This is a genomic window from Streptomyces sp. NPDC059853 (assembly GCF_042731495.1).
In the GTDB taxonomy this organism is placed as follows: Bacteria; Actinomycetota; Actinomycetes; order Streptomycetales; family Streptomycetaceae; genus Streptomyces.
Map to the genome: position 1 here is coordinate 1 of NZ_JBHWJL010000084.1, position 18,474 is coordinate 18,474.

The following is an 18,474-nucleotide window of genomic DNA, read 5'->3' on the forward strand; positions in this document are numbered from 1 at the left end:
CTCTTCCCCCGGTCGAAGTCCTCCGCGCTGTACGCCCGATGCTTGGACAGCCGGTGCGTGGAGTCGATCTGCCGGATCGTGCCCGAGCGCGACCGCATCACCAGCGACTGGGTGGTGGCCGTCTCGGCGCTGTAGCGCACCCCGCGCAGCAACTCGCCGTCGGTGATGCCGGTGGCCACGAAGAACACGTTCTCGCCGCGCACCAGATCACCCGTGTGCAGCACCCGGTCCAGATCGTGCCCCGCGTCCAGGGCCGCCCGCCGCTCCGCCTCGTCCTTGGGCCACAGCTTGCCCTGGATGGTGCCGCCCAGACACGTGATGGCGCAGGCCGCGATGATGCCCTCGGGGGTGCCGCCGATCCCCAGCAGCAGGTCCGCCCCGGTGCCCTCGCGCACACTCATGATGGCGCCGGCCACATCGCCGTCCGAGATCAGCTTCACCCGGGCGCCCGCCTCCCGGACCTCCCGCACCAGATCGTCGTGGCGCGGCCGGTCCAGGATGACCACCGTCACATCGCCCGGCGCGCCGCCCTTCGCCTTGGCGACCCGGCGCACGTTCACGGCGGGCGGCGCCTCGATGTCCACGAACTCGGCCGCCTCCGGGCCGGTCGCCAGCTTGTCCATGTAGAACACGGCGCTCGGATCGAACATCGCGCCCCGCTCGGCCACCGCCAGCACCGACACCGCGTTGCCCATGCCCTTGGCGGTCAGCGTCGTCCCGTCCACCGGGTCGACGGCCACATCGCACTCGGGACCGGTGCCGTCCCCCACCCGCTCGCCGTTGTACAGCATCGGGGCCTCGTCCTTCTCGCCCTCGCCGATGACGACCACGCCGTTCATCGAGACGGTGGAGACGAGCGTCCGCATGGCCTTGACGGCGGCGGCGTCCGCGCCGTTCTTGTCGCCCCGGCCGACCCAGCGGCCCGAGGCCATCGCCCCGGCCTCGGTGACCCGGACCAGTTCCAGGGCGAGGTTGCGGTCGGGTGCCTCGGGAGCCACTTCGAGGGGAGGCGGAAGATGATGGTCAGCCATCGGAACGCACCTTTCTGCGCGGCTCGGCCGCTGGGGGAGGGTGCTCATGACTTTAGCCGGGATTCGTACAACTGAGCAGAGTGCCCATCTGATGAGCGACCCCGGGGGCGGTGACACGCACGCCACCGGCATACGGGACGATGGGGGCGTGTCGAGCGACGTGACCGAGAAGAGCCAGCCGGCCGAGCGGGCCGGGGAGACCGGGGACACCGAAGCGGCGGCCCCGCCGCCCCCCAAGAGGTCCAAGCTGAAGTCCGTCCGCGACATGGTGCTGTCCATGGCGGTGATCACCGCCGTGTCCTTCGGCCTCTACCTGCTCGCCCCCGGCCGCGACGCGGGCGCCGACCCGGTCAAGGAGGTCGGCTACCTGACGGAGGCCGACCTCGCCGCCCGCGCGGCGCCGTACGAACTGCTGGTTCCCGAAGGACTCTCCGAGGAGTGGCGCGCCACCTCGGTCCGCTACCGGGCCACCGACCCGCTCGGCGCCACCTGGAAGCTCGGCTTCACCGACCCGGACAACGAGTTCGCCGGCCTCGTCCAGGCCGACGGCGACCCGGCCACCGTCATCCCCGGCGCCACCCAGGGCGCCGAGGACACCGGCGAGAGCGTCACCCTCGGCGGCCAGGAGTGGACCTGGTACGAGGGCACGCCCTACAACGCGCTCGTCCTGGAGGGCGCCGAGGCGACCGCCGTGGTCGCCGGCACCGCCCCCCGCGAACGGCTCACCGAATTCGCCGAGGCGCTGCGGCCCGTCACAGCGCCGTGACGGCCTCCGCGTAATCCAGCCGCGGATTGCGCGGCCGGAACGCGTCGGGACCCGGCCGGCCGATGTTCACCACCAGCAGGACCTTCTGCCGGCCGTCCCCGAAGAACTCCTTGTTGACGCCCTCCGCGTCGAAACCGCTCATCGGACCGGCGGCCAGACCCGCGGCCCGCACCCCGAGCAGGAAGTAGCCCGCCTGGAGCGTGGCGTTGAAGGTCCCGGACCGCTCACGCACCGCCTCCTCGGCGTACATGCCGTCCTTCAGCTCCGGCAGCGCGGGCAGCAGCTTCGGCAGCTTCTCGTGGAAGTCCACATCCGCCGACAGGAGCGCGGTCAGCGGCGCGCTGCCGGTCTTGTCCCGGTTGCCCCGCGACATCAGCGGCAGCAGCCGCTCCCTGGCCGCACGCGACCGCAGCAGGGTGATGCGCAGCGGCGACTGGTTGAACGCGGTCGGCGCCAGCTTGATCAGGTCGTACACGGCCCGCATCTGCGCCTCGCTCACCGGCTCGTCGGTGAAGGTGTGCGCGGTGTGCGCCTCGCGGAACAGCAGATCCTGCGCGGCGGTGTCGAGGGCGAGCGTCATCGGGACGGAGCCTTTCATCGGGTACGCGGACGCCCGGCACCGTCCGGCACCGGGACGCGGGGAGGCTTCCCCGCCGCGCCAACCCCGACGCGTCCGCCCGCTATTCCCCGCCGTCGCCGGTCTCCGCCTCCGCTTCCTCCTTCAGCGCCTGGTCCAGCCGCGCCCGGGCACCCGCCAGCCGGCCGGCGCAGATCTTCGCCAGCTCCTCGCCGCGCTCCCACAGCGCCAGGGACTCCTCCAGGGTCACGCCGCCCGCCTCCAGACGGCGCACCACATCGATCAGCTCGTCCCGCGCCTGCTCATAGCTGAGCGCCGCGTCGTCCGTGTCCGGTTCTGCCATGTCCGCCACCTTAGATCCGCCGCCGTCCGTCACCGTTCCCCCTCCTGCCCCGCGCCCGGCTCGTCGACCGTCACCGAGAACGCCCCCTCGGCCACCCGGGCCCGCAGCCGCTCACCGGCCGCCACTTGGCCGGCCTCCCGTACCGCCGAGCCGTCCGCCCGCTGGAGCACCGCGTAGCCGCGCCGCAGCGTCGCGGCCGGGGACAGCGCCACCACCCGGGCCCTGGTGTGCGTCAAATCCGCCTCCGCGCGCTCCAGCAGATGCCCCAGCGTGCGCCGCGCCCTGGCCACCAGCGCGTCGACCTCCTCCGCCCGCCCGGCGATCATCCGGCCCGGCTCCGCCAGCACCGGGCGGCTCACCGCCGCCGCGAGCCCGCGTTCCTCCCGGTCCAGGAACGTCTCCAGCACCCACCGGCCGCGCTCGCGCAACTGCCGCACCCGGGACTGCTCCTCCCCCACATCGGGCACCGTCCGCTTCGCGGCGTCGGTCGGCGTGGACGCCCGCAGGTCCGCCACCAGATCCAGCAGCGGGGAGTCCGGCTCGTGACCGATCGCCGACACCACCGGCGTCGCGGCCGCCGCCACCGCCCGCACCAGCCGCTCGTCCGAGAACGGCAGCAGATCCTCCACACTGCCCCCGCCGCGCGCCACGATGATCACGTCGACATCCGGGTCGGCGTCCAGCTCCCGCACCGCCTCGATGACCTGCGGCACGGCGTGCACCCCCTGCACCGCCACATTGCGCACCGCGAACCGCACCGCGGGCCAGCGCAGCTTCGCGTTCTGCAGCACGTCCCGCTCCGCCGCCGAGGCGCGCCCGGTGACCAGGCCCACGCACCCCGGCAGGAACGGCAGCCGGCGCTTGCGCTCCGGCGCGAACAGCCCCTCCGCCGCCAGCGACTTCTTCAACGCCTCGATCCGGGCCAGCAGCTCCCCGACCCCCACCGCCCGCAGATCGGTGGCCCGCAGCGACAACTGCCCGCGCGGGGCGTACCACTCCGGCTTGCCGAACACCACCACCCGCGCGCCCTCGCCCACCACCCCCGCCACGCGATCGAACACAGCCCGGAAACAGGTGACCGTCAACGAGATGTCCTGGGACGGGTCGCGCAACGTGAGGAACACCACGCCCGCCCCCGGCCGCCGCGAGATCTGGGTGATCTGCCCCTCCACCCACACCGCGCCCAGCCGGTCGATCCACTGACCGATCAGCCGGGACACCTCGCCGACCGGCATCGGCGTTTCCGCCGTCGTCTGTACCGCCATGCCCGCAACGCTAGCGCCGCCCACCGACAACGCCCGCCCCGCCGCCCGCGGCCCGCCCGCACCGGCCCCCGCCCCGTGCCGTCCCCGTACGATGGGGGACATGGCCGACCCAGCACTCTCCGGCACCGCCGAGCCCGCCCGCCGCGTCCTGCTCGCCGCCCCCCGGGGCTACTGCGCGGGCGTGGACCGCGCCGTCCTCGCCGTGGAAGCGGCCCTCGAACAGTACGGCGCCCCGATATACGTCCGCCACGAGATCGTGCACAACAAGCACGTGGTCAAGACGCTGGAACGCAAGGGGGCCGTCTTCGTCGAGGAGACGGCCGAGGTGCCCGAGGGCTCCATCGTCATCTTCTCCGCGCACGGGGTCGCCCCCGAGGTGCACCGCGAGGCCGAGCGCGGCAAGCTCGCCACCATCGACGCCACCTGCCCGCTGGTCACCAAGGTGCATAAGGAAGCGGTGCGGTTCGCCAAGGAGAACTACCAGATCCTGCTCATCGGCCACGAGGGCCACGAGGAGGTCATCGGCACCAGCGGCGAGGCCCCCGAGCACATCACCCTGGTGGACGGCCCCGCCGACGCGGCCAAGGTCGAGGTGCCCGACCCGGACCGGGTGGTGTGGCTCTCCCAGACCACCCTGTCGGTCGACGAGACCATGGAGACCGTGGACGCGCTCAAGGGGCGCTTCCCCAATCTGCTCAGCCCGCCGAGCGACGACATCTGCTACGCCACGCAGAACCGCCAGCTCGCCATCAAGCAGGTGGCGGCCGAATCCGACCTGGTCCTGGTGGTCGGCTCCAAGAACTCCTCCAACTCCGTCCGCATGGTCGAGGTCGCCCTGGGCGCCGGCGCCACCCGGGCCCACCTGGTCGACAACGCCTCCGAGATCGACGAGGCATGGCTGACCGGCGTCACCACCGTGGGCCTGTCCTCCGGCGCCTCGGTGCCCGAGGTCCTGGTCGAGGGCGTGCTGGAGTGGCTGGCCGAGCGGGGCTACGCGGACGTGGAACTGGTGCAGCCCACCGAGGAGCACATCCAGTTCTCGCTCCCCAAGGAACTGCGCCGGGACCTGCGCGCCGAGGCCGCCGCGAAGGTCGCCGGCTGAGTCAGTGCCGTACGGCGGCGGCCCGGCGCCGCCGCCTGCGGATCCGGCCCACCGCCACCCCGATCCCGCGCAGCAGCGCGAGACCGGCGGCGGTGGCCGTCCCGCCGAACAGCCACGGAGCGCGCAGCGCCAGCTCGGTGACGGCCGCCATCGGGCCCAGGGTGGTGACCAGACCCACCGCGAAAGCGATGGGGGCCGCCACCGGGGCGCAGATCAGATCGGCGGGCCGTACCCACAGCGCGGCGGCGGTGCAGGCCACGATGAACAGCACCCCGTACAGCGTGGGGGCGCCGCCCATCGGCTCGCACAGCCAGGCGGCGCCGACCATGACGACGGTGGCGAGCACCCCGCAGCCGAGGCCGGTCAGCCGGGGACGGGGGAGTCGGGAGAGCGCCACCAGCACGGGAGGCACCGGGCGCGTCCGCGGGCGCCCCCGCACCGCCGCCGCCTGTCCGGCGGGCCGGGGCACACTCGTCCGCACCACGGCGGGATATGGCCGAGGGTGTTCGGTTGTGTGCGTACTGTAGTCCACGTATCCAAAGTAAGCCGCCGGACGGGGGCCGGGCGGGTATGGACACGCTTGACGTTCCATATGACTGTGCGCCCACAGGCTCGTACGGCCGGATGCGGGCGCCCGTAGACTGAAGACCGCTTCGTTTCTCCTCGCTACGGGAAGTCGTCACGTGTCGCTCACGATCGGAATCGTCGGTCTGCCGAATGTCGGCAAGTCGACCCTGTTCAACGCCCTGACCAAGAACGACGTGCTGGCGGCCAACTATCCGTTCGCCACCATCGAGCCGAACATCGGTGTGGTGGGTGTGCCGGACCCGCGGCTGGGCGAGCTGGCCAAGATCTTCGGCTCCCAGCGCCAGCTGCCGGCCACGGTGGACTTCGTGGACATCGCCGGCATCGTGCGCGGCGCCAGCGAGGGCGAGGGCCTGGGCAACAAGTTCCTGGCGAACATCCGCGAGTCGGACGCCATCTGCCAGGTGATCCGCGCCTTCAAGGACGAGAACGTCGTCCACGTGGACGGCAAGGTGTCCCCGAAGAGCGACATCGAGACGATCGACACCGAGCTGATCCTCGCCGACCTCCAGACGGTCGAGAAGGTGCTGCCGCGCCTCCAGAAGGAGGCCCGGATCAAGAAGGACCGGCTGCCGGTGGTCAAGGCCGTCGAGGAGGCCAAGGCCATCCTGGAGGACGGCCGCACCCTGTTCTCGGCCGGCATCGCCCAGGGCACCGAGCGCGCCGAGCCGCTGCACGAGCTGCACCTGCTGACCGTCAAGCCGTTCCTGTACGTCTTCAACGTGGACGAGGACGAGCTGGTCGACGAGGTCTTCAAGGACGAACAGCGCGCCCTGGTCGCCCCGGCCGAGGCGGTCTTCCTGAACGCCAAGCTGGAGGCGGACCTCGCCGAGCTGTCCGAGGAGGACGCCTTGGAACTCCTCCAGTCGGTGGGCCAGCAGGAACCCGGCCTGGCCACCCTGGCCCGCGTCGGCTTCGAGACCCTGGGCCTGCAGACCTACCTGACGGCCGGCCCCAAGGAAGCCCGCGCCTGGACGATCCCCAAGGGCGCCACGGCCCCCGAGGCGGCCGGCGTGATCCACACGGACTTCCAGAAGGGCTTCATCAAGGCCGAGGTCATCTCGTACGACGATCTGATCGCCACCGGCTCCATCGCCGAGGCCCGCGCCCAGGGCAAGGCCCGGATCGAAGGCAAGGACTACGTGATGCGCGACGGCGACGTGGTGGAGTTCCGCTTCAACGTGTAGTCATTCACTTGCGGCATGCGAGGCATTGAGTCAAACGTGCAGGTCAGACGGGGGCGGGCTCCATCGAGTCCGACCCCTTCGTCGCCACCGTGCTGGATGGGTGCTGGATACTCTGACGTGTGGTCAGTAGTAGTCAGGTGTCGTAAACGGTGGACCGGTGTCCCACGTGAACGACCCAAACCACCAGTTCTCCGTTGTCGATGGTGTAGACGACGCGGTAGTCGCCGACGCGCAGGCGGCGCCGTTCGGGCTGGGATACGAGTGCGGTGGTGTTGAAGCCGAGAGGGTCGGTCTCCAGCTCGGTCAGCTTGGCCAGGATGCGCAGCGCCATGTCGCGGGGGATCTTGCGAAGCTCGGCCTGTGCCTCGGGATGAAAGACGGTTCGGTACTCACTCACCGCGCGCCAGCGTCTCCCTCATGATGTCCTCGATCGGGATGCCGGGTGCCGGGTTGGCCATACGCTCGTCGATGATCCGGTTGATCTCGCGCTCTTCCCACTCCTGGTACTTGCGCAGTACCTCGATGGAGACGACGGCGGCGACTTCCTTGCCTCGACGCGTGATCACTGTGGGCACGTCGTCGCGGTCGGCGCGTTCCACGACCTCGGCCAGGTGGGCACGCACATCGCGGATGGACTCTATGGGTAGCGGCTGCGTCATGCGCCCAAGCGTACCGAGTGTCTCATGTGTACACAATGTGTTCCCCGGCGTGGGCGACGGACTTCGTCGCGTGCTGGATGTGCTGGAAGAACGTGCGCCGTGCACAATTCACCACCAGGCGCAGATCCGGGACGGTGCGGGCGGGAACGGGTATCTCCGCAGGATTCAGTGAACGGTGCTGGTCACAGTGGATCATCACTTCGGGTGATTCGGTGGCCAGCTCTTGCGGATGGCAACCCTCCGTTGTCAAGCTGTTGCTGTTTGTGAAGAGCAGCAGGCAGGATCAAGGCCGGGAGGGCTTATGCCGTTCGGTGAGCAGCCCGCTTATCTGAAGGTGGCCGAGGATCTGCGGCAGCAGATCGTCGATGGGCGGTTGCCGCCGCACACCCGGCTTCCCTCGCAGGCGAGCATCCGGGCCCAGTACGGGGTGTCGGACACCGTGGCGCTGGAGGCGCGGAAGGTGCTGATGGCCGAGGGGCTGGTGGAGGGGCGGTCCGGGTCCGGGACGTATGTGCGGGAGCGGCCGGCGCCGCGGCGGATCTCGCGCAGTGGGTACCGGACGATCGGGGAGTGCTCGCCCTTCCGGCAGGAGCAGACGGATGAGCGGGTGCGGGGGACGTGGGAGGGGAAGAGCGAGCAGATCACCGCGCCGGACGCGGTGGCCGGGCGGCTGGGGATCGCGACGGGTGATCCGGTGATGTGTACGCGGTACGTGTTCCGTACCGGGAACGAGCCGGTGATGATGTCCACCTCCTGGGAGCCGCTGTCGGTCACCGGCCGGACGCCGGTGATGCTGCCCGAGGAGGGGCCGCTGGCCGGGCGTGGGGTGGTGGAGCGGATGGCGGCCATCGACATCCAGGTGGACAACGTGTCCGAGGAGGTCGGCGCGCGGCCGGCGCTGGCGGCCGAGGCGCGGGTGCTGGGCGGGCTGGCCGGACACGCGGTGCTGGTGATCACCCGTACGTACCGGGCCGGCGGGCTGCCGGTGGAGACGGCCGATGTGGTGATTCCGGCGGACCGGTTCCGGATCGCGTACCACCTGCCGGTGCGGTGAGGGCCTAGGGGAGCAGCAGTTCGAACCAGACGGTTTTGCCGTCCGGGCTCTGGCGGGTGCCCCAGCGGCGGGCCTGGCGGGCCACCAGGCGCAGGCCCCGGCCGCCCTCCTCCAGCAGGGCGGCGGTCCGCTCCTGCGGGGGGTCGGGGAGCAGGTCGGAGACCTCGACCAGGAGGGAGGTGCCGCGCACCATCCGGACGCCGACCGGGCCGGGCGCGTACCGCAGGGAGTTGGTGACGAGTTCGCTGACCAGCAGCACGGTGGTGTCCACCAGGGGTTCCAGGTTCCAGTCCAGCAGCGCGCGGCGCACCGCGCGGCGGGCTTTGCGCGGGGCGTGCGGTTCGGGGGCGAAGACCCAGTCGGCGGCGGAGCCGTCGGGCAGGCCGTGGAGCCGGGCGGCCAGCAGCGCGATGTCGTCCGAGGGTCCGGGGGCGCCGCCGCCCGGGCCGGCGTCCGGGGTGAGGCCCTCGACGATCCGGTCGCACAGTTCGTCCAGCGGCCCGCCCGGGGTGCCCCGTTCGGACAGCAGGGTGCACAGCCGTTCCAGGCCGACGGTGATGGATTCGCCGCGGGTCTCGATCAGGCCGTCGGTGTACAGCACGAGGACGGAGCCCTCCGGGACGGTGATCCGGCGTTCCTCGAACGGCACCCCGCCCACCCCGAGCGGGGCGCCGGAGGGCAGGTCGAGCGGGTCGGCCGACCACAGTCCGGTGGCGTCGTCCCGGGTGAGCAGGACGGGCGGCAGGTGCCCGGCCTTGGCCAGGACGCACTCGCGCGAGGCGGGGTCGTACACCGCGTACAGGCAGGTGGCCCACAGCTGGTCGTCGGGGGCCTGCGCGAGGTCCTCGCTCAGGTCGTCCACCCGGCGCAGCAGTTCGGCCGGGGCCAGTTCGAGGCCGGCCAGGGTGCGGACGGCGGTGCGCAGCCGGCCCATGGTGGCGGCGGCGCGCAGGCCGTGGCCCATGACGTCGCCGACGACGAACGCGACCCGCCCGCCGGCCAGCGGGATGACGTCGAACCAGTCGCCGCCGACCTCGGTGCCCACGCTGCCGGGGACGTAGCGGTGGCTGACCGCGACGCCGGGCGGCTGGGGCACGCTCTGCGGCAGCAGGCTGCGCTGGAGGGTGAGGGCGGATTCGCGTTCGCGGGCGTAGAGCCGGGCGTTGTCGAGGGAGATGGCGGCGCGCCCGGCCACCTCCATGGCCAGTGCCTCGTCCTCCCGGTCGAAGGCGGCGCGCTGTCCGGCCCGGGTGAGGATGATGAGGCCGAGTACGGTGCCCCGGGCGCGCAGCGGCAGGATCAGCATGGAGTGGACGCCGAGGTCGAGGGCGGCGCGCACCTTGGGGGAGTCGCTGCCGAGCGTGGTGAGCGAGTCGATGAGCAGCGGGTGGCCGGTGCGCAGCACGGTGCTGAACGGGGAGCCGGGTTCGAAGGTGATGGTCTCGCCGGCTTCCAGGGCGGTGTCGGTCTGGGCGCTGTGCTGTTTGGCGGCGGTGCCCAGCTGGAGCACGGGGGTGTCGGGCAGTTGTTCGGCGCTGGGCAGGTCGTTGCCCTCGGCGACGGGGGCGAGGAGTTCCACGGCGGTGTAGTCGGCGAACCGGGGCACCAGCAGTTGGGCGAGCGAGCCGGCGATGAGGTGCACGTCGAGGAGGTCGCCGAGGGAACTGCCGATGTCGTCGAGCATGGCGAGCCGCTGCCGGGCGCGTTCGATGCGGGACAGGGCCTCGCGGCGGGCGGTGACGTCCATGACGGTGGAGCTGACCCCGACGGGGCGGCCGTCGCGGTCGGTGAGCCGGCCGAAGGACATGGAGTGGGCGCGGACGCCGTCGGCGGCCTGGACGACGAGGTCGGTGACGGGGTTGCCGGTGCGCAGGACGTCGTTCTGCAGGGCGTGGATCCGCTGGGCGCTGGGGGTGGGGAGGATGTCGAGGAGGGTTTTGCCGAGCAGGTCGTCGGGGGTGGCGTCGTGCATCCGGGCCAGGGCCTCGTTGACGCGGACGAGCCGCTGGTCGGTGTCGAAGATGCCGATGCCGAGGGCGGAGGCGGTGAAGAGGGCGTCGAAGGCGGCCAGGTCCTGTTCGATGCCGGTCATCCGGGAGGTCTCCACCAGGTTGGCCAGGATGAACGGGGTGCCGCCGGCGTCCAGCAGCAGGGCGGCGCGGCCTTCGAGGGGGATGATGTGGCCGTCGCGGTGGCGCAGCCGGAGCGGGCCGCGCCAGTGCCGGCGCTGCCGCAGGGTGGCGTGGATGCGGCCCACGGTGGCGGGGGCGTGGTCGGGGGCGAGGAGTTCGGTGAGGCGGCGGCCGACGGCGTCCCGGTCGTGCCAGCCCAGCAGTTCGCGGGCCATGGGGCTCCACAGCCGGATGGTGCCGCGCTCGTCCAGCATGATGATGGCCACCCGCAGCACATCGAGCAGCGAGCGCTCGTCGCTCCGGGCCGGGGGGACCGGTGTGAGTCCGGACGGCTCGGACGGGTTGGTCGTCACACGCTCCTGCCCCCGCTCGGGTACGTCTTCTCCGGATGATAACGGTATCCGGATAAATCAGACCAATTGTCCGATACCCATCGGGTGGCGCAGGGGGATCAGCGGTGGGTGCGGGCTCCGGCCTCGACCCGTTCGACGAGATAACGACCGGGTGCGGGAAGGGGGCGTACGCCGGGGCCGGCTTCGAGGCGCCGGATGAGCCGTTGTGCTTCGGCGCGGGTGGCGCAATGCCCTATGCGATAGCGACTGCCGTTTTCATCCTGGCGGATCACCTGCCATGGCCGCAGGTTGCTGTCGTTCATTCCTCACCCCCGGTCTGCATATGCCAGACCATACGCCTGTGCCTCACCCCGCGCACACGGATTGGCCGAGGGACCGGCCAACAACCTCCACCCAATGGCCGGTTGTCGTCACTCGCGGCGCGGTCCGCGCCCGCCCCGGGCACCGCGTGCCACCAGATAGCACAGCACCAGCACCCCGGCCGCGAACACCGCGACCGGCAGCACCACCGGGACGTCCCCGCTCCCCGGCGCCGCCCCCGGATGCGGCGGCCCGGTCGACGGCGCGGGAGACGGTACGGGCACCCCCTCGCGCACTGCCATCAGCCCCCGCGCCGCCCCGATCGCCGCCCCGGCCCAGTCGTGCCGTTCCACCGCGGGCCCCACCGCGGTGCGCCGGATCTCGTCGATCTGTTCCGGCGTCAGCCCCGAGGAGGCGTCCACCGAGAACGCGAACGCGCGCTCCGCCGTCCCCACCCCCAGCAGCACCGCGTCCGCCGGCAGCTGGTTGCGCTCCGCCGTGGCGTCGGTCCAGGTCTGCGCGGTCAGGCCCGCGAAGTCCCGCACGTAGGCCACGTACAGCAGCAGCCCCTTCCCGGCCACCTCCCCGACGGCCGTCCGCACCTCCTCCTCCCGGCCGTCCAGCGCCCGCACCCGGTCGGTGACCCCGCCCGCGCCGTCCAGCTCGATCGGGTACTCGGCGGGCAGCAGCAACGCTGTCACCCCGGCCAGTGCGGTGAGACATCGCAGCAGCATCCTCCGACGCTATGCGCGGTGGCGGCGCCGTGCCGGGCCCCGTACGCCGCTCGGGTGGGCGCCGCCCCGTGCACGCCGTGTCGCCGCCTCCGCCCCGGTCGGCTCGCCTTGAGTGGGACGGTCCCCCTCAATACGTGTGATGAGCCCACCGGAGGTACCGGCATGCGTCCCCCCGTGACCCGCCGCCCGAGGCCCCGGGCCCTGGCGCTGCTGCTCGCCGGGACCCTGTCCCTGACCGCCGCCCTCAGCGGCTGCGGCAGCGACACCGGGCCCGACCGCTCCGGAGCCTCCGGCGCCGCGCAGTCGCTCACCCTCGCCGACCGCGCCGACCTGCGCACCGGCGGCACCCTGCGCTGGGGCGTCGCCGACCTGCCCGCCACCCTGAACGCCTTCTCGCCGGACGCGGGGGCGGTCACCGACCAGGTGGCCGCCGCGGTCCTGCCCGCGCTGTTCACCCTGGACGAGCGCGGCCGGCCGCAGCTGAACACCGACTACCTCAGATCCGCCGAGATCACCGACCGCGAACCCCGGCAGACCGTCGTCTACACCCTCCACCCGCAGGCCGTCTGGAGCGACGGTCGGGCGGTCGAGGCCGCCGACTTCATCGCCCAGTGGCGCGCGCTCTCCGGCGGCGAGGGCAGCCACCCGGCCGCCCGCAACGCCGGCTACGACCGGATCGAGTCCGTCACCGAGGGCCCCGGCGACCACCAGGTGCAGGTCACCTTCCACAAGCCCTACGCGGACTGGAAGTCGCTGTTCACCCCGCTGTACCCGAAGGCCGTCACCGAGGACGCCGCCGCGTTCGGCGCCGGCACCCGCGACACCCTGCCCGCCACCGCGGGCCCCTTCGGCCTCGGCGCCCTCGACCGCGAGGCCGGCACCCTCACCCTCACCCGCTCGGAAACCTGGTGGGCCGACCCCGCGCTGCTGGACGAACTCGTCCTCACCGCCGTGCCGGCCGCCGAGCGCGGCGCGGCACTGGAGGACGGCAGCCTGGAGGTGGCCGAGATCCAGCCCTCCGACGCCACCCGCCTCGCCGCGGCCGGGGAGGACGGCGAAAGCGCCGCGTACACCGTCCACCGCGCCTACGCCGCCGCCTACACCCAGCTCGCGCTCAACGGCCGCTCCGGGCCGCTGAAGGACGAACGGGTGCGCTGGGCGGTGGCCCGCGCCATCGACCGCGAGGCGCTCGCCGCCGAGGTGCACGAGCCGGCCGGGCTGCCGGTGGGGGCGCTCGGCAGCCATCTGCGGACCCTGGACCAGATCGGCTACCAGGACAACAGCGACGCGCTCGGCGGCTTCAGCACCGAGGAAGCCGGCAAGCTGCTCGACGAGGCCGGCTGGACGGGCGGACCCGGGGAGGACGGCGGCCAGGAGCCGGCGGCCCAGGACACCGAGGACGGCAAGGCCGCGGCCCCGGCCGCCGCCGTGGCCGGGCCGCTGAGCGCCGAGGGGACCGCCGCCGGACACAGCGCCGCCCTGCTGCGCCAGGCCGCCGGGGCCCAGCGCGCCCTCGACGGCGACAGCGACGGCGACGCCGGGGACGACGCCGGTACGGACGCGGAGCGCGCCGAGCGGCTGGAGGAGGAGGCCGCGGCCGCCGAGGAGCGGGCCCGCGAGCTGGCCGAGCGCGCCGCGGGGCCGGTCCGTACCGACGAGCACGGCACCGGGCTGACCCTGCGCTTCGTGGTCCCGGACGGCGACGCCGGTGCCCGGCAGCGGAAGATCGCCGACCGGATCACCGCGATGCTGGGCGCCGCCGGTATCCGGGCGGACCTCACCGAGGTCCCGGCCCAGGCCTTCTTCACCGACCACATCGGCACCGGCGACTTCGACCTGGCCCTGTACTCCTGGCCCGCCAGCGGTTACCCGGCCACCGACGCCGCCCCGCTGTTCGCCAAGCCGGTGCAGGACAACGACGGTGCCCTCGCCGTCCAGCAGAACTACAGCCGGATCGGCACCGACCACATCGACCAGCTGCTGGCCCAGGCGGCCGGTGAACTGGACGAGGAGGAGCAGCACCGGCTGCTCAACCAGGCCGATGCCCGGCTGTGGGCGCTGGCCGGCTCCCTGCCGCTCTTCCAGCGTCCGCAGCTGGTCGCGGTCGACGCCGGGCTGGCCGGGGTGGGCGCCTTCGGCCTGGCCACCCCCCGGTACCAGGACATCGGCTACCGCGCCTGACCGACATCCGACCGCATCCGACCGCGCGGAGACGAGGGCGGACGAGGGGCTCGCGAGCCCGGCGCGAGCACGGTGGCGCGCCGGGCCCCGTACGATAGCGGTACAGGCCGGTGTACATATCTGCCGAGCCGCTCAACTCCCTCGTCTCGGAAGAAGCACCGTCAGCCATGCCCACGCGCCAGGACATCCGCAATGTCGCCATCGTCGCCCACGTCGATCACGGCAAGACGACGCTGGTCGACGCCATGCTCAAGCAGGCGGGAGCCTTCGCCGCCCACCAGCACGTCGACGACCGGGTGATGGACTCGGGCGATCTGGAGCGCGAGAAGGGCATCACCATTCTCGCGAAGAACACCGCCGTCAAGTACCACCCCAAGGGCGGCGGCGCCCCGATCGTCATCAACATCATCGACACCCCCGGCCACGCCGACTTCGGCGGTGAGGTCGAGCGCGGCCTGTCCATGGTCGACGCCGTGGTCCTGCTCGTGGACGCCTCCGAGGGCCCGCTGCCGCAGACCCGTTTCGTGCTGCGCAAGGCCCTCCAGGCCCGGCTCCCGGTCATCCTGTGCGTCAACAAGACCGACCGGGCCGACGCCCGGATCTCCGAGGTCCTCAACGAGACCTACGACCTCTTCCTCGACCTGGACGCCGATGAGGACCAGATCGAGTTCCCGATCGTGTACGCCTGCGCGCGGGACGGCATCGCCTCGCTGACGCAGCCGGCCGACGGCACCGTCCCGGCCGACAGCGACAGCCTGGAGCCGTTCTTCTCCACCCTGCTGTCCGCCGTGCCCGCTCCGGTGTACGAGGAGGACGCCCCGCTCCAGGCGCACATCACCAACCTGGACGCGGACAACTTCCTGGGCCGGATCGCGCTGTGCCGCGTCAAGCAGGGCGAGCTGCGCAAGGGCCAGAGCGTGGCCTGGATGAAGCGGGACGGCTCGCAGCAGCAGGTCCGCATCTCCGAGCTGCTGATGACGGACGGCCTGACCCGCAAGCCGGCGGAGGTGGCCGGTCCCGGCGACATCTGCGCCGTGGCGGGCATCCCGGACATCATGATCGGCGAGACCCTGGCCGACCCGGAGAACCCGGTGGCGCTGCCGCTGATCACGGTGGACGAGCCGGCCATCTCCATGACCATCGGGACGAACACCTCCCCGCTGGTCGGCAAGGGCGGCAAGGGCCACAAGGTGACCGCCCGGCTGGTCAAGGACCGCCTGGACCGTGAGCTGATCGGCAATGTGTCGCTGCGCGTGCTGCCCACCGAGCGGCCGGACGCCTGGGAGGTGCAGGGCCGCGGTGAGCTGGCGCTGGCCATCCTGGTGGAGCAGATGCGCCGCGAGGGCTTCGAGCTGACGGTCGGCAAGCCCGAGGTGGTGACCCGGGAGATCGACGGCAAGGTCCACGAGCCGGTCGAGCGGATGACCATCGACGCGCCGGAGGAGTTCCTGGGCGCGATCACCCAGCTGATGGCCTCGCGCAAGGGCCGGATGGAGACCATGACCAACCATGGCTCCGGCTGGGTGCGGATGGAGTTCCTGGTGCCCTCGCGCGGGCTGATCGGGTTCCGTACCGAGTTCCTGACGGACACCAAGGGCACCGGTATCGCGCACAGCATCTTCGAGGGGCACGAGCCGTGGGCGGGCGAGCTGCGCACCCGGCAGAGCGGGTCGCTGGTGGCGGACCGCGCGGGTACGGCGACCCCGTACGCGATGCTCAATCTCCAGGAGCGCGGCACGATCTTCATCGAGCCGGGCACCGAGGTGTACGAGGGCATGATCGTCGGCGAGAACTCGCGGGCCGACGACATGGACGTCAACATCACCAAGGAGAAGAAGCTCACCAACATGCGGGCGGCGGCCTCGGACACGACCGAAAACCTCGTTCCGCCGCGCAAGCTCTCCCTGGAGCAGTCGCTGGAGTTCTGCCGTGAGGACGAGTGCGTGGAGGTCACGCCGGTCGAGGTGCGGATCCGTAAGGTCCAGCTCGACCAGCGGGATCGGGCGCGGGCGGCGTCGCGGGCCAAGCGGCAGTAGTCATCGGGGATTTCCCCGTCAGTAGCTCTGCGTTCAGCGCGGGCTACCGGATGTATCGAATTCTGTCAAGGTTCGATCCGGTCGCTCGCGCTGAGTTGTGTTCGTTATGCGAACGAAATGGGGCGATGTTCGTCACATCAGTCCGCATATCGGTGACTCAACGGGGAGGGTATGTCCGGATTGTCTGATCTCACCTCCCTATCTTCATCAAAATGAAATCGGCGATCGGTGGTTCACCGAAGTTTTATGCCCAATAGTTGGGGGCATTGCGCTCAGGCTTTCGCCGGGTGCGGCCGCTGGACACTTTGGGTATTCAACGCGTGTTGACCACCTCCGGGTCCGCGGCTTTTCAGCAACGAACCGGACTCCCAAGGAGGCAAGCCCATGCGTGGTGCGCGCAGCGCCAAGTGGGCCGCAGTGGCGATCGTTGTGGCCCTGGCCGCGACCGCCTGTGGTAGCGACGACGACAACGGCGGCAGCGGCGACGGCGGCAACGCGTCCGGCAACGCCTCGGGCATCGTCAAGGTGGACGGCGGCGAGCCGCAGTCGGCTCTGCTCCCCACCAGCACCAATGAGCAGTTCGGCTCGCTGGTGATCAAGAACGTCTTCGCGAACCTGCTGGACTTCGAGGACGACGGCTCCATCAAGTACGTCGCGGCCGAGTCCATCGAGTCGAACGACGACGCCTCCGTGTGGACCATCAAGCTGAAGGACGGCTTCACCTTCCACGACGGCGAGAAGGTCACCGCCCAGCACTACGTGGACGCCTGGAACTGGGCCGCCAACGTGGAGAACGGCCAGAGCCAGAGCGCCTGGTTCGAGGACATCGAGGGCTACGCCGACGTCCACCCGTCGGAGGAGGGCGCCGAGCCCACCGCCGAGACCATGTCCGGCCTGAAGGTCGTCGACGACAGCACCTTCGAGGTCACGCTGGCCAACCCGGTCTCGTACTACGAGTACAAGCTGGGCTACCACGTCTTCGCGCCGCTGCCCTCCGCCTTCTACGACGACCCGGAGGGCTTCGGCCAGGCGCCGATCGGCCAGGGCCCGTACGAGTTCACCAGCTGGGCGCACAACGAGAAGATCACCCTCACCACCTACGCCGACTACGCCGGTCCGAACAAGGCGCAGAACGGCGGCGTGGAGATCATCGCGTACGACAACCTGAGCACCGCCTACCAGGACCTGCAGTCCGGCAACCTGGACGTGCTCCGCCAGGTCGACCCCAAGGACCTGCCGGTCTACCAGGCCGACCTGGGCGACCGCGCCATCGCGCAGCCGTACAACGCCACCCAGTCCATCGTTCCGGCCTTCTACGCCGGCTGGGGCGACCTGGACGACCCGTCCAAGGTCCTCCAGGGCGTCTCGATGGCGATCGACCGGGAGACCATCACCCAGACGGTCCTCAACGGCTCGCGCACCCCGGCCGACAGCTTCACCCCGCCCGGCGTCTTCGGTCACCTGGAGAACGCCGCCGAGGGCAAGACCGACTTCAACCCGGAGGAGGCCCGCCGTCTGGTCGAGGAGGGTGGCGGCGTCCCCGGCGACAAGATCACCCTGCAGATCAACGGTGACGGCGGTCACGCCGAGTGGGCCACCGCGGTCTGCAACGACATCATCAAGAACCTGGACGTCGAGTGCGTCCTGGACACCAAGCCGGACTTCGCGACCGACCTGGCCGACCGCCGCGCCGACAAGGTCAAGAGCATGTACCGGGGTGGCTGGCTGCAGGACTACCCGCTGAACGTCAACTTCCTGCGGGACCTGTACAGCACCACCGCGCCGTCCAACTACGGCCGCTACAGCAACGAAGAGGTCGACAACCTCTTCAAGCAGGGTGACCAGGCCGGTTCCTTCGACGAGACGGTCGCCGCCTACCAGGAGGCCGAGAAGGTCCTCTGGGAGGACATGCCCGCCATTCCGCTCTGGTACCAGAACGTGAACGGTGGCTACTCGGAGAACGTCGAGAACGTCCACTTCGACGTCGCCGGCCAGCCGGTGATCGAGGACATCACGGTCAAGTAAGACCGCTGCTGCAAGGGGGCCGGTGGCCGCTTCCGTGACCCCCGCCGGGCCCCCGCCCCGCCCCCCGAAACGGGGTGACGCCAAGGGCTTTTAAAAAAAAAACCCACCCCCACAAAAATTGGCAAAAGGTTTTACGGATGAGGG

At 71.3% G+C, this 18,474-nt stretch carries 17 protein-coding genes; 7 read left to right on the plus strand and 10 right to left on the minus strand.

Annotation, left to right across the window (positions count from 1 at the left end; genetic code table 11):
- The coding region (gene glpX, locus ACFV5N_RS12060; RefSeq protein ID WP_385597599.1) for a class II fructose-bisphosphatase at positions 1-1,031 on the minus strand (1,031 nt) is incomplete at its 3' end.
- A 148-nt stretch (positions 1,032-1,179) separates the two neighbouring features.
- On the opposite strand from glpX, the gene ACFV5N_RS12065 reads away from it, so the two are divergent.
- Positions 1,180-1,797: a DUF4245 domain-containing protein gene (locus ACFV5N_RS12065; protein ID WP_385597602.1), complete on the plus strand. Its 618-nt coding sequence runs from the start codon at positions 1,180-1,182 to the stop codon at positions 1,795-1,797.
- Here the strand turns inward: ACFV5N_RS12065 and ACFV5N_RS12070 are convergent.
- The 3 genes from ACFV5N_RS12070 to xseA all read right to left on the minus strand — a co-directional run bounded on the left by ACFV5N_RS12070 (position 1,784) and on the right by xseA (position 3,982).
- On the minus strand, positions 1,784-2,377 hold the full coding sequence (locus tag ACFV5N_RS12070) for a malonic semialdehyde reductase (protein ID WP_385597638.1): 594 nt from the start codon (positions 2,375-2,377) through the stop codon (positions 1,784-1,786). The two genes, ACFV5N_RS12065 and ACFV5N_RS12070, sit on opposite strands and share 14 nt — an antisense overlap.
- A gap of 100 nt (positions 2,378-2,477) precedes the next feature.
- Entirely contained in the window at positions 2,478-2,717 is a 240-nt protein-coding gene (locus tag ACFV5N_RS12075; protein WP_385597606.1) for an exodeoxyribonuclease VII small subunit, read from the minus strand.
- 29 nt (positions 2,718-2,746) lie between these two features.
- Positions 2,747-3,982, minus strand: coding sequence for an exodeoxyribonuclease VII large subunit (xseA, locus tag ACFV5N_RS12080; RefSeq protein WP_385597609.1), 1,236 nt, complete (start codon positions 3,980-3,982; stop codon positions 2,747-2,749).
- A 91-nt stretch (positions 3,983-4,073) separates the two neighbouring features.
- Here xseA and ACFV5N_RS12085 point away from each other — a divergent pair, with 91 nt between their 5' ends.
- On the plus strand, positions 4,074-5,084 hold the full coding sequence (locus ACFV5N_RS12085) for a 4-hydroxy-3-methylbut-2-enyl diphosphate reductase (RefSeq protein ID WP_385597641.1): 1,011 nt from the start codon (positions 4,074-4,076) through the stop codon (positions 5,082-5,084).
- Position 5,085: 1 nt separating this feature from the next.
- Here the strand turns inward: ACFV5N_RS12085 and ACFV5N_RS12090 are convergent, their stop codons facing one another.
- A complete protein-coding gene (locus ACFV5N_RS12090; protein ID WP_385597612.1) occupies positions 5,086-5,496 on the minus strand; it encodes a DUF6542 domain-containing protein in 411 nt (136 codons plus the stop codon).
- Positions 5,497-5,767: 271 nt separating this feature from the next.
- On the opposite strand from ACFV5N_RS12090, the gene ychF reads away from it, so the two are divergent.
- Complete coding sequence (ychF, locus tag ACFV5N_RS12095; RefSeq protein WP_385597615.1) at positions 5,768-6,856, plus strand: redox-regulated ATPase YchF; 1,089 nt, start codon at positions 5,768-5,770, stop codon at positions 6,854-6,856.
- Positions 6,857-6,989: 133 nt separating this feature from the next.
- Here ychF and ACFV5N_RS12100 read toward each other — a convergent pair whose 3' ends face one another.
- Complete coding sequence (locus ACFV5N_RS12100) at positions 6,990-7,253, minus strand: type II toxin-antitoxin system RelE/ParE family toxin (RefSeq protein ID WP_019434847.1); 264 nt, start codon at positions 7,251-7,253, stop codon at positions 6,990-6,992.
- Entirely contained in the window at positions 7,246-7,515 is a 270-nt protein-coding gene (locus ACFV5N_RS12105) for a type II toxin-antitoxin system Phd/YefM family antitoxin (protein WP_019434848.1), read from the minus strand. The genes ACFV5N_RS12100 and ACFV5N_RS12105 overlap by 8 nt, the downstream gene beginning before the upstream one ends.
- Before the next feature lie 301 nt (positions 7,516-7,816).
- Here ACFV5N_RS12105 and ACFV5N_RS12110 point away from each other — a divergent pair, with 301 nt between their 5' ends.
- A complete protein-coding gene (locus tag ACFV5N_RS12110; protein WP_385597619.1) occupies positions 7,817-8,569 on the plus strand; it encodes a GntR family transcriptional regulator in 753 nt (250 codons plus the stop codon).
- Positions 8,570-8,573: 4 nt separating this feature from the next.
- Here the strand turns inward: ACFV5N_RS12110 and ACFV5N_RS12115 are convergent, their stop codons facing one another.
- From ACFV5N_RS12115 to ACFV5N_RS12125, 3 genes are all read right to left on the minus strand, one after another.
- Positions 8,574-11,054, minus strand: coding sequence for a SpoIIE family protein phosphatase (locus ACFV5N_RS12115; RefSeq protein WP_385597622.1), 2,481 nt, complete (start codon positions 11,052-11,054; stop codon positions 8,574-8,576).
- Positions 11,055-11,152: 98 nt separating this feature from the next.
- Positions 11,153-11,356: an SPOR domain-containing protein gene (locus ACFV5N_RS12120; RefSeq protein WP_385597624.1), complete on the minus strand. Its 204-nt coding sequence runs from the start codon at positions 11,354-11,356 to the stop codon at positions 11,153-11,155.
- A 108-nt stretch (positions 11,357-11,464) separates the two neighbouring features.
- Positions 11,465-12,088, minus strand: coding sequence for a TPM domain-containing protein (locus tag ACFV5N_RS12125; protein ID WP_385597627.1), 624 nt, complete (start codon positions 12,086-12,088; stop codon positions 11,465-11,467).
- 162 nt (positions 12,089-12,250) lie between these two features.
- Here ACFV5N_RS12125 and ACFV5N_RS12130 point away from each other — a divergent pair, with 162 nt between their 5' ends.
- The 3 genes from ACFV5N_RS12130 (at position 12,251) to ACFV5N_RS12140 (ending at position 18,330) form a co-directional block, all read left to right on the plus strand.
- Positions 12,251-14,269 (plus strand): ABC transporter family substrate-binding protein, encoded by a 2,019-nt coding sequence (locus ACFV5N_RS12130; protein ID WP_385597630.1) that lies wholly within the window; start codon positions 12,251-12,253, stop codon positions 14,267-14,269.
- A gap of 167 nt (positions 14,270-14,436) precedes the next feature.
- On the plus strand, positions 14,437-16,305 hold the full coding sequence (gene typA / locus ACFV5N_RS12135) for a translational GTPase TypA (RefSeq protein WP_385597633.1): 1,869 nt from the start codon (positions 14,437-14,439) through the stop codon (positions 16,303-16,305).
- A gap of 384 nt (positions 16,306-16,689) precedes the next feature.
- Positions 16,690-18,330, plus strand: a complete 1,641-nt coding sequence (locus ACFV5N_RS12140) for an ABC transporter substrate-binding protein (protein WP_385597635.1) — start codon at positions 16,690-16,692, stop codon at positions 18,328-18,330.
- Positions 18,331-18,474 lie beyond the last annotated feature (144 nt).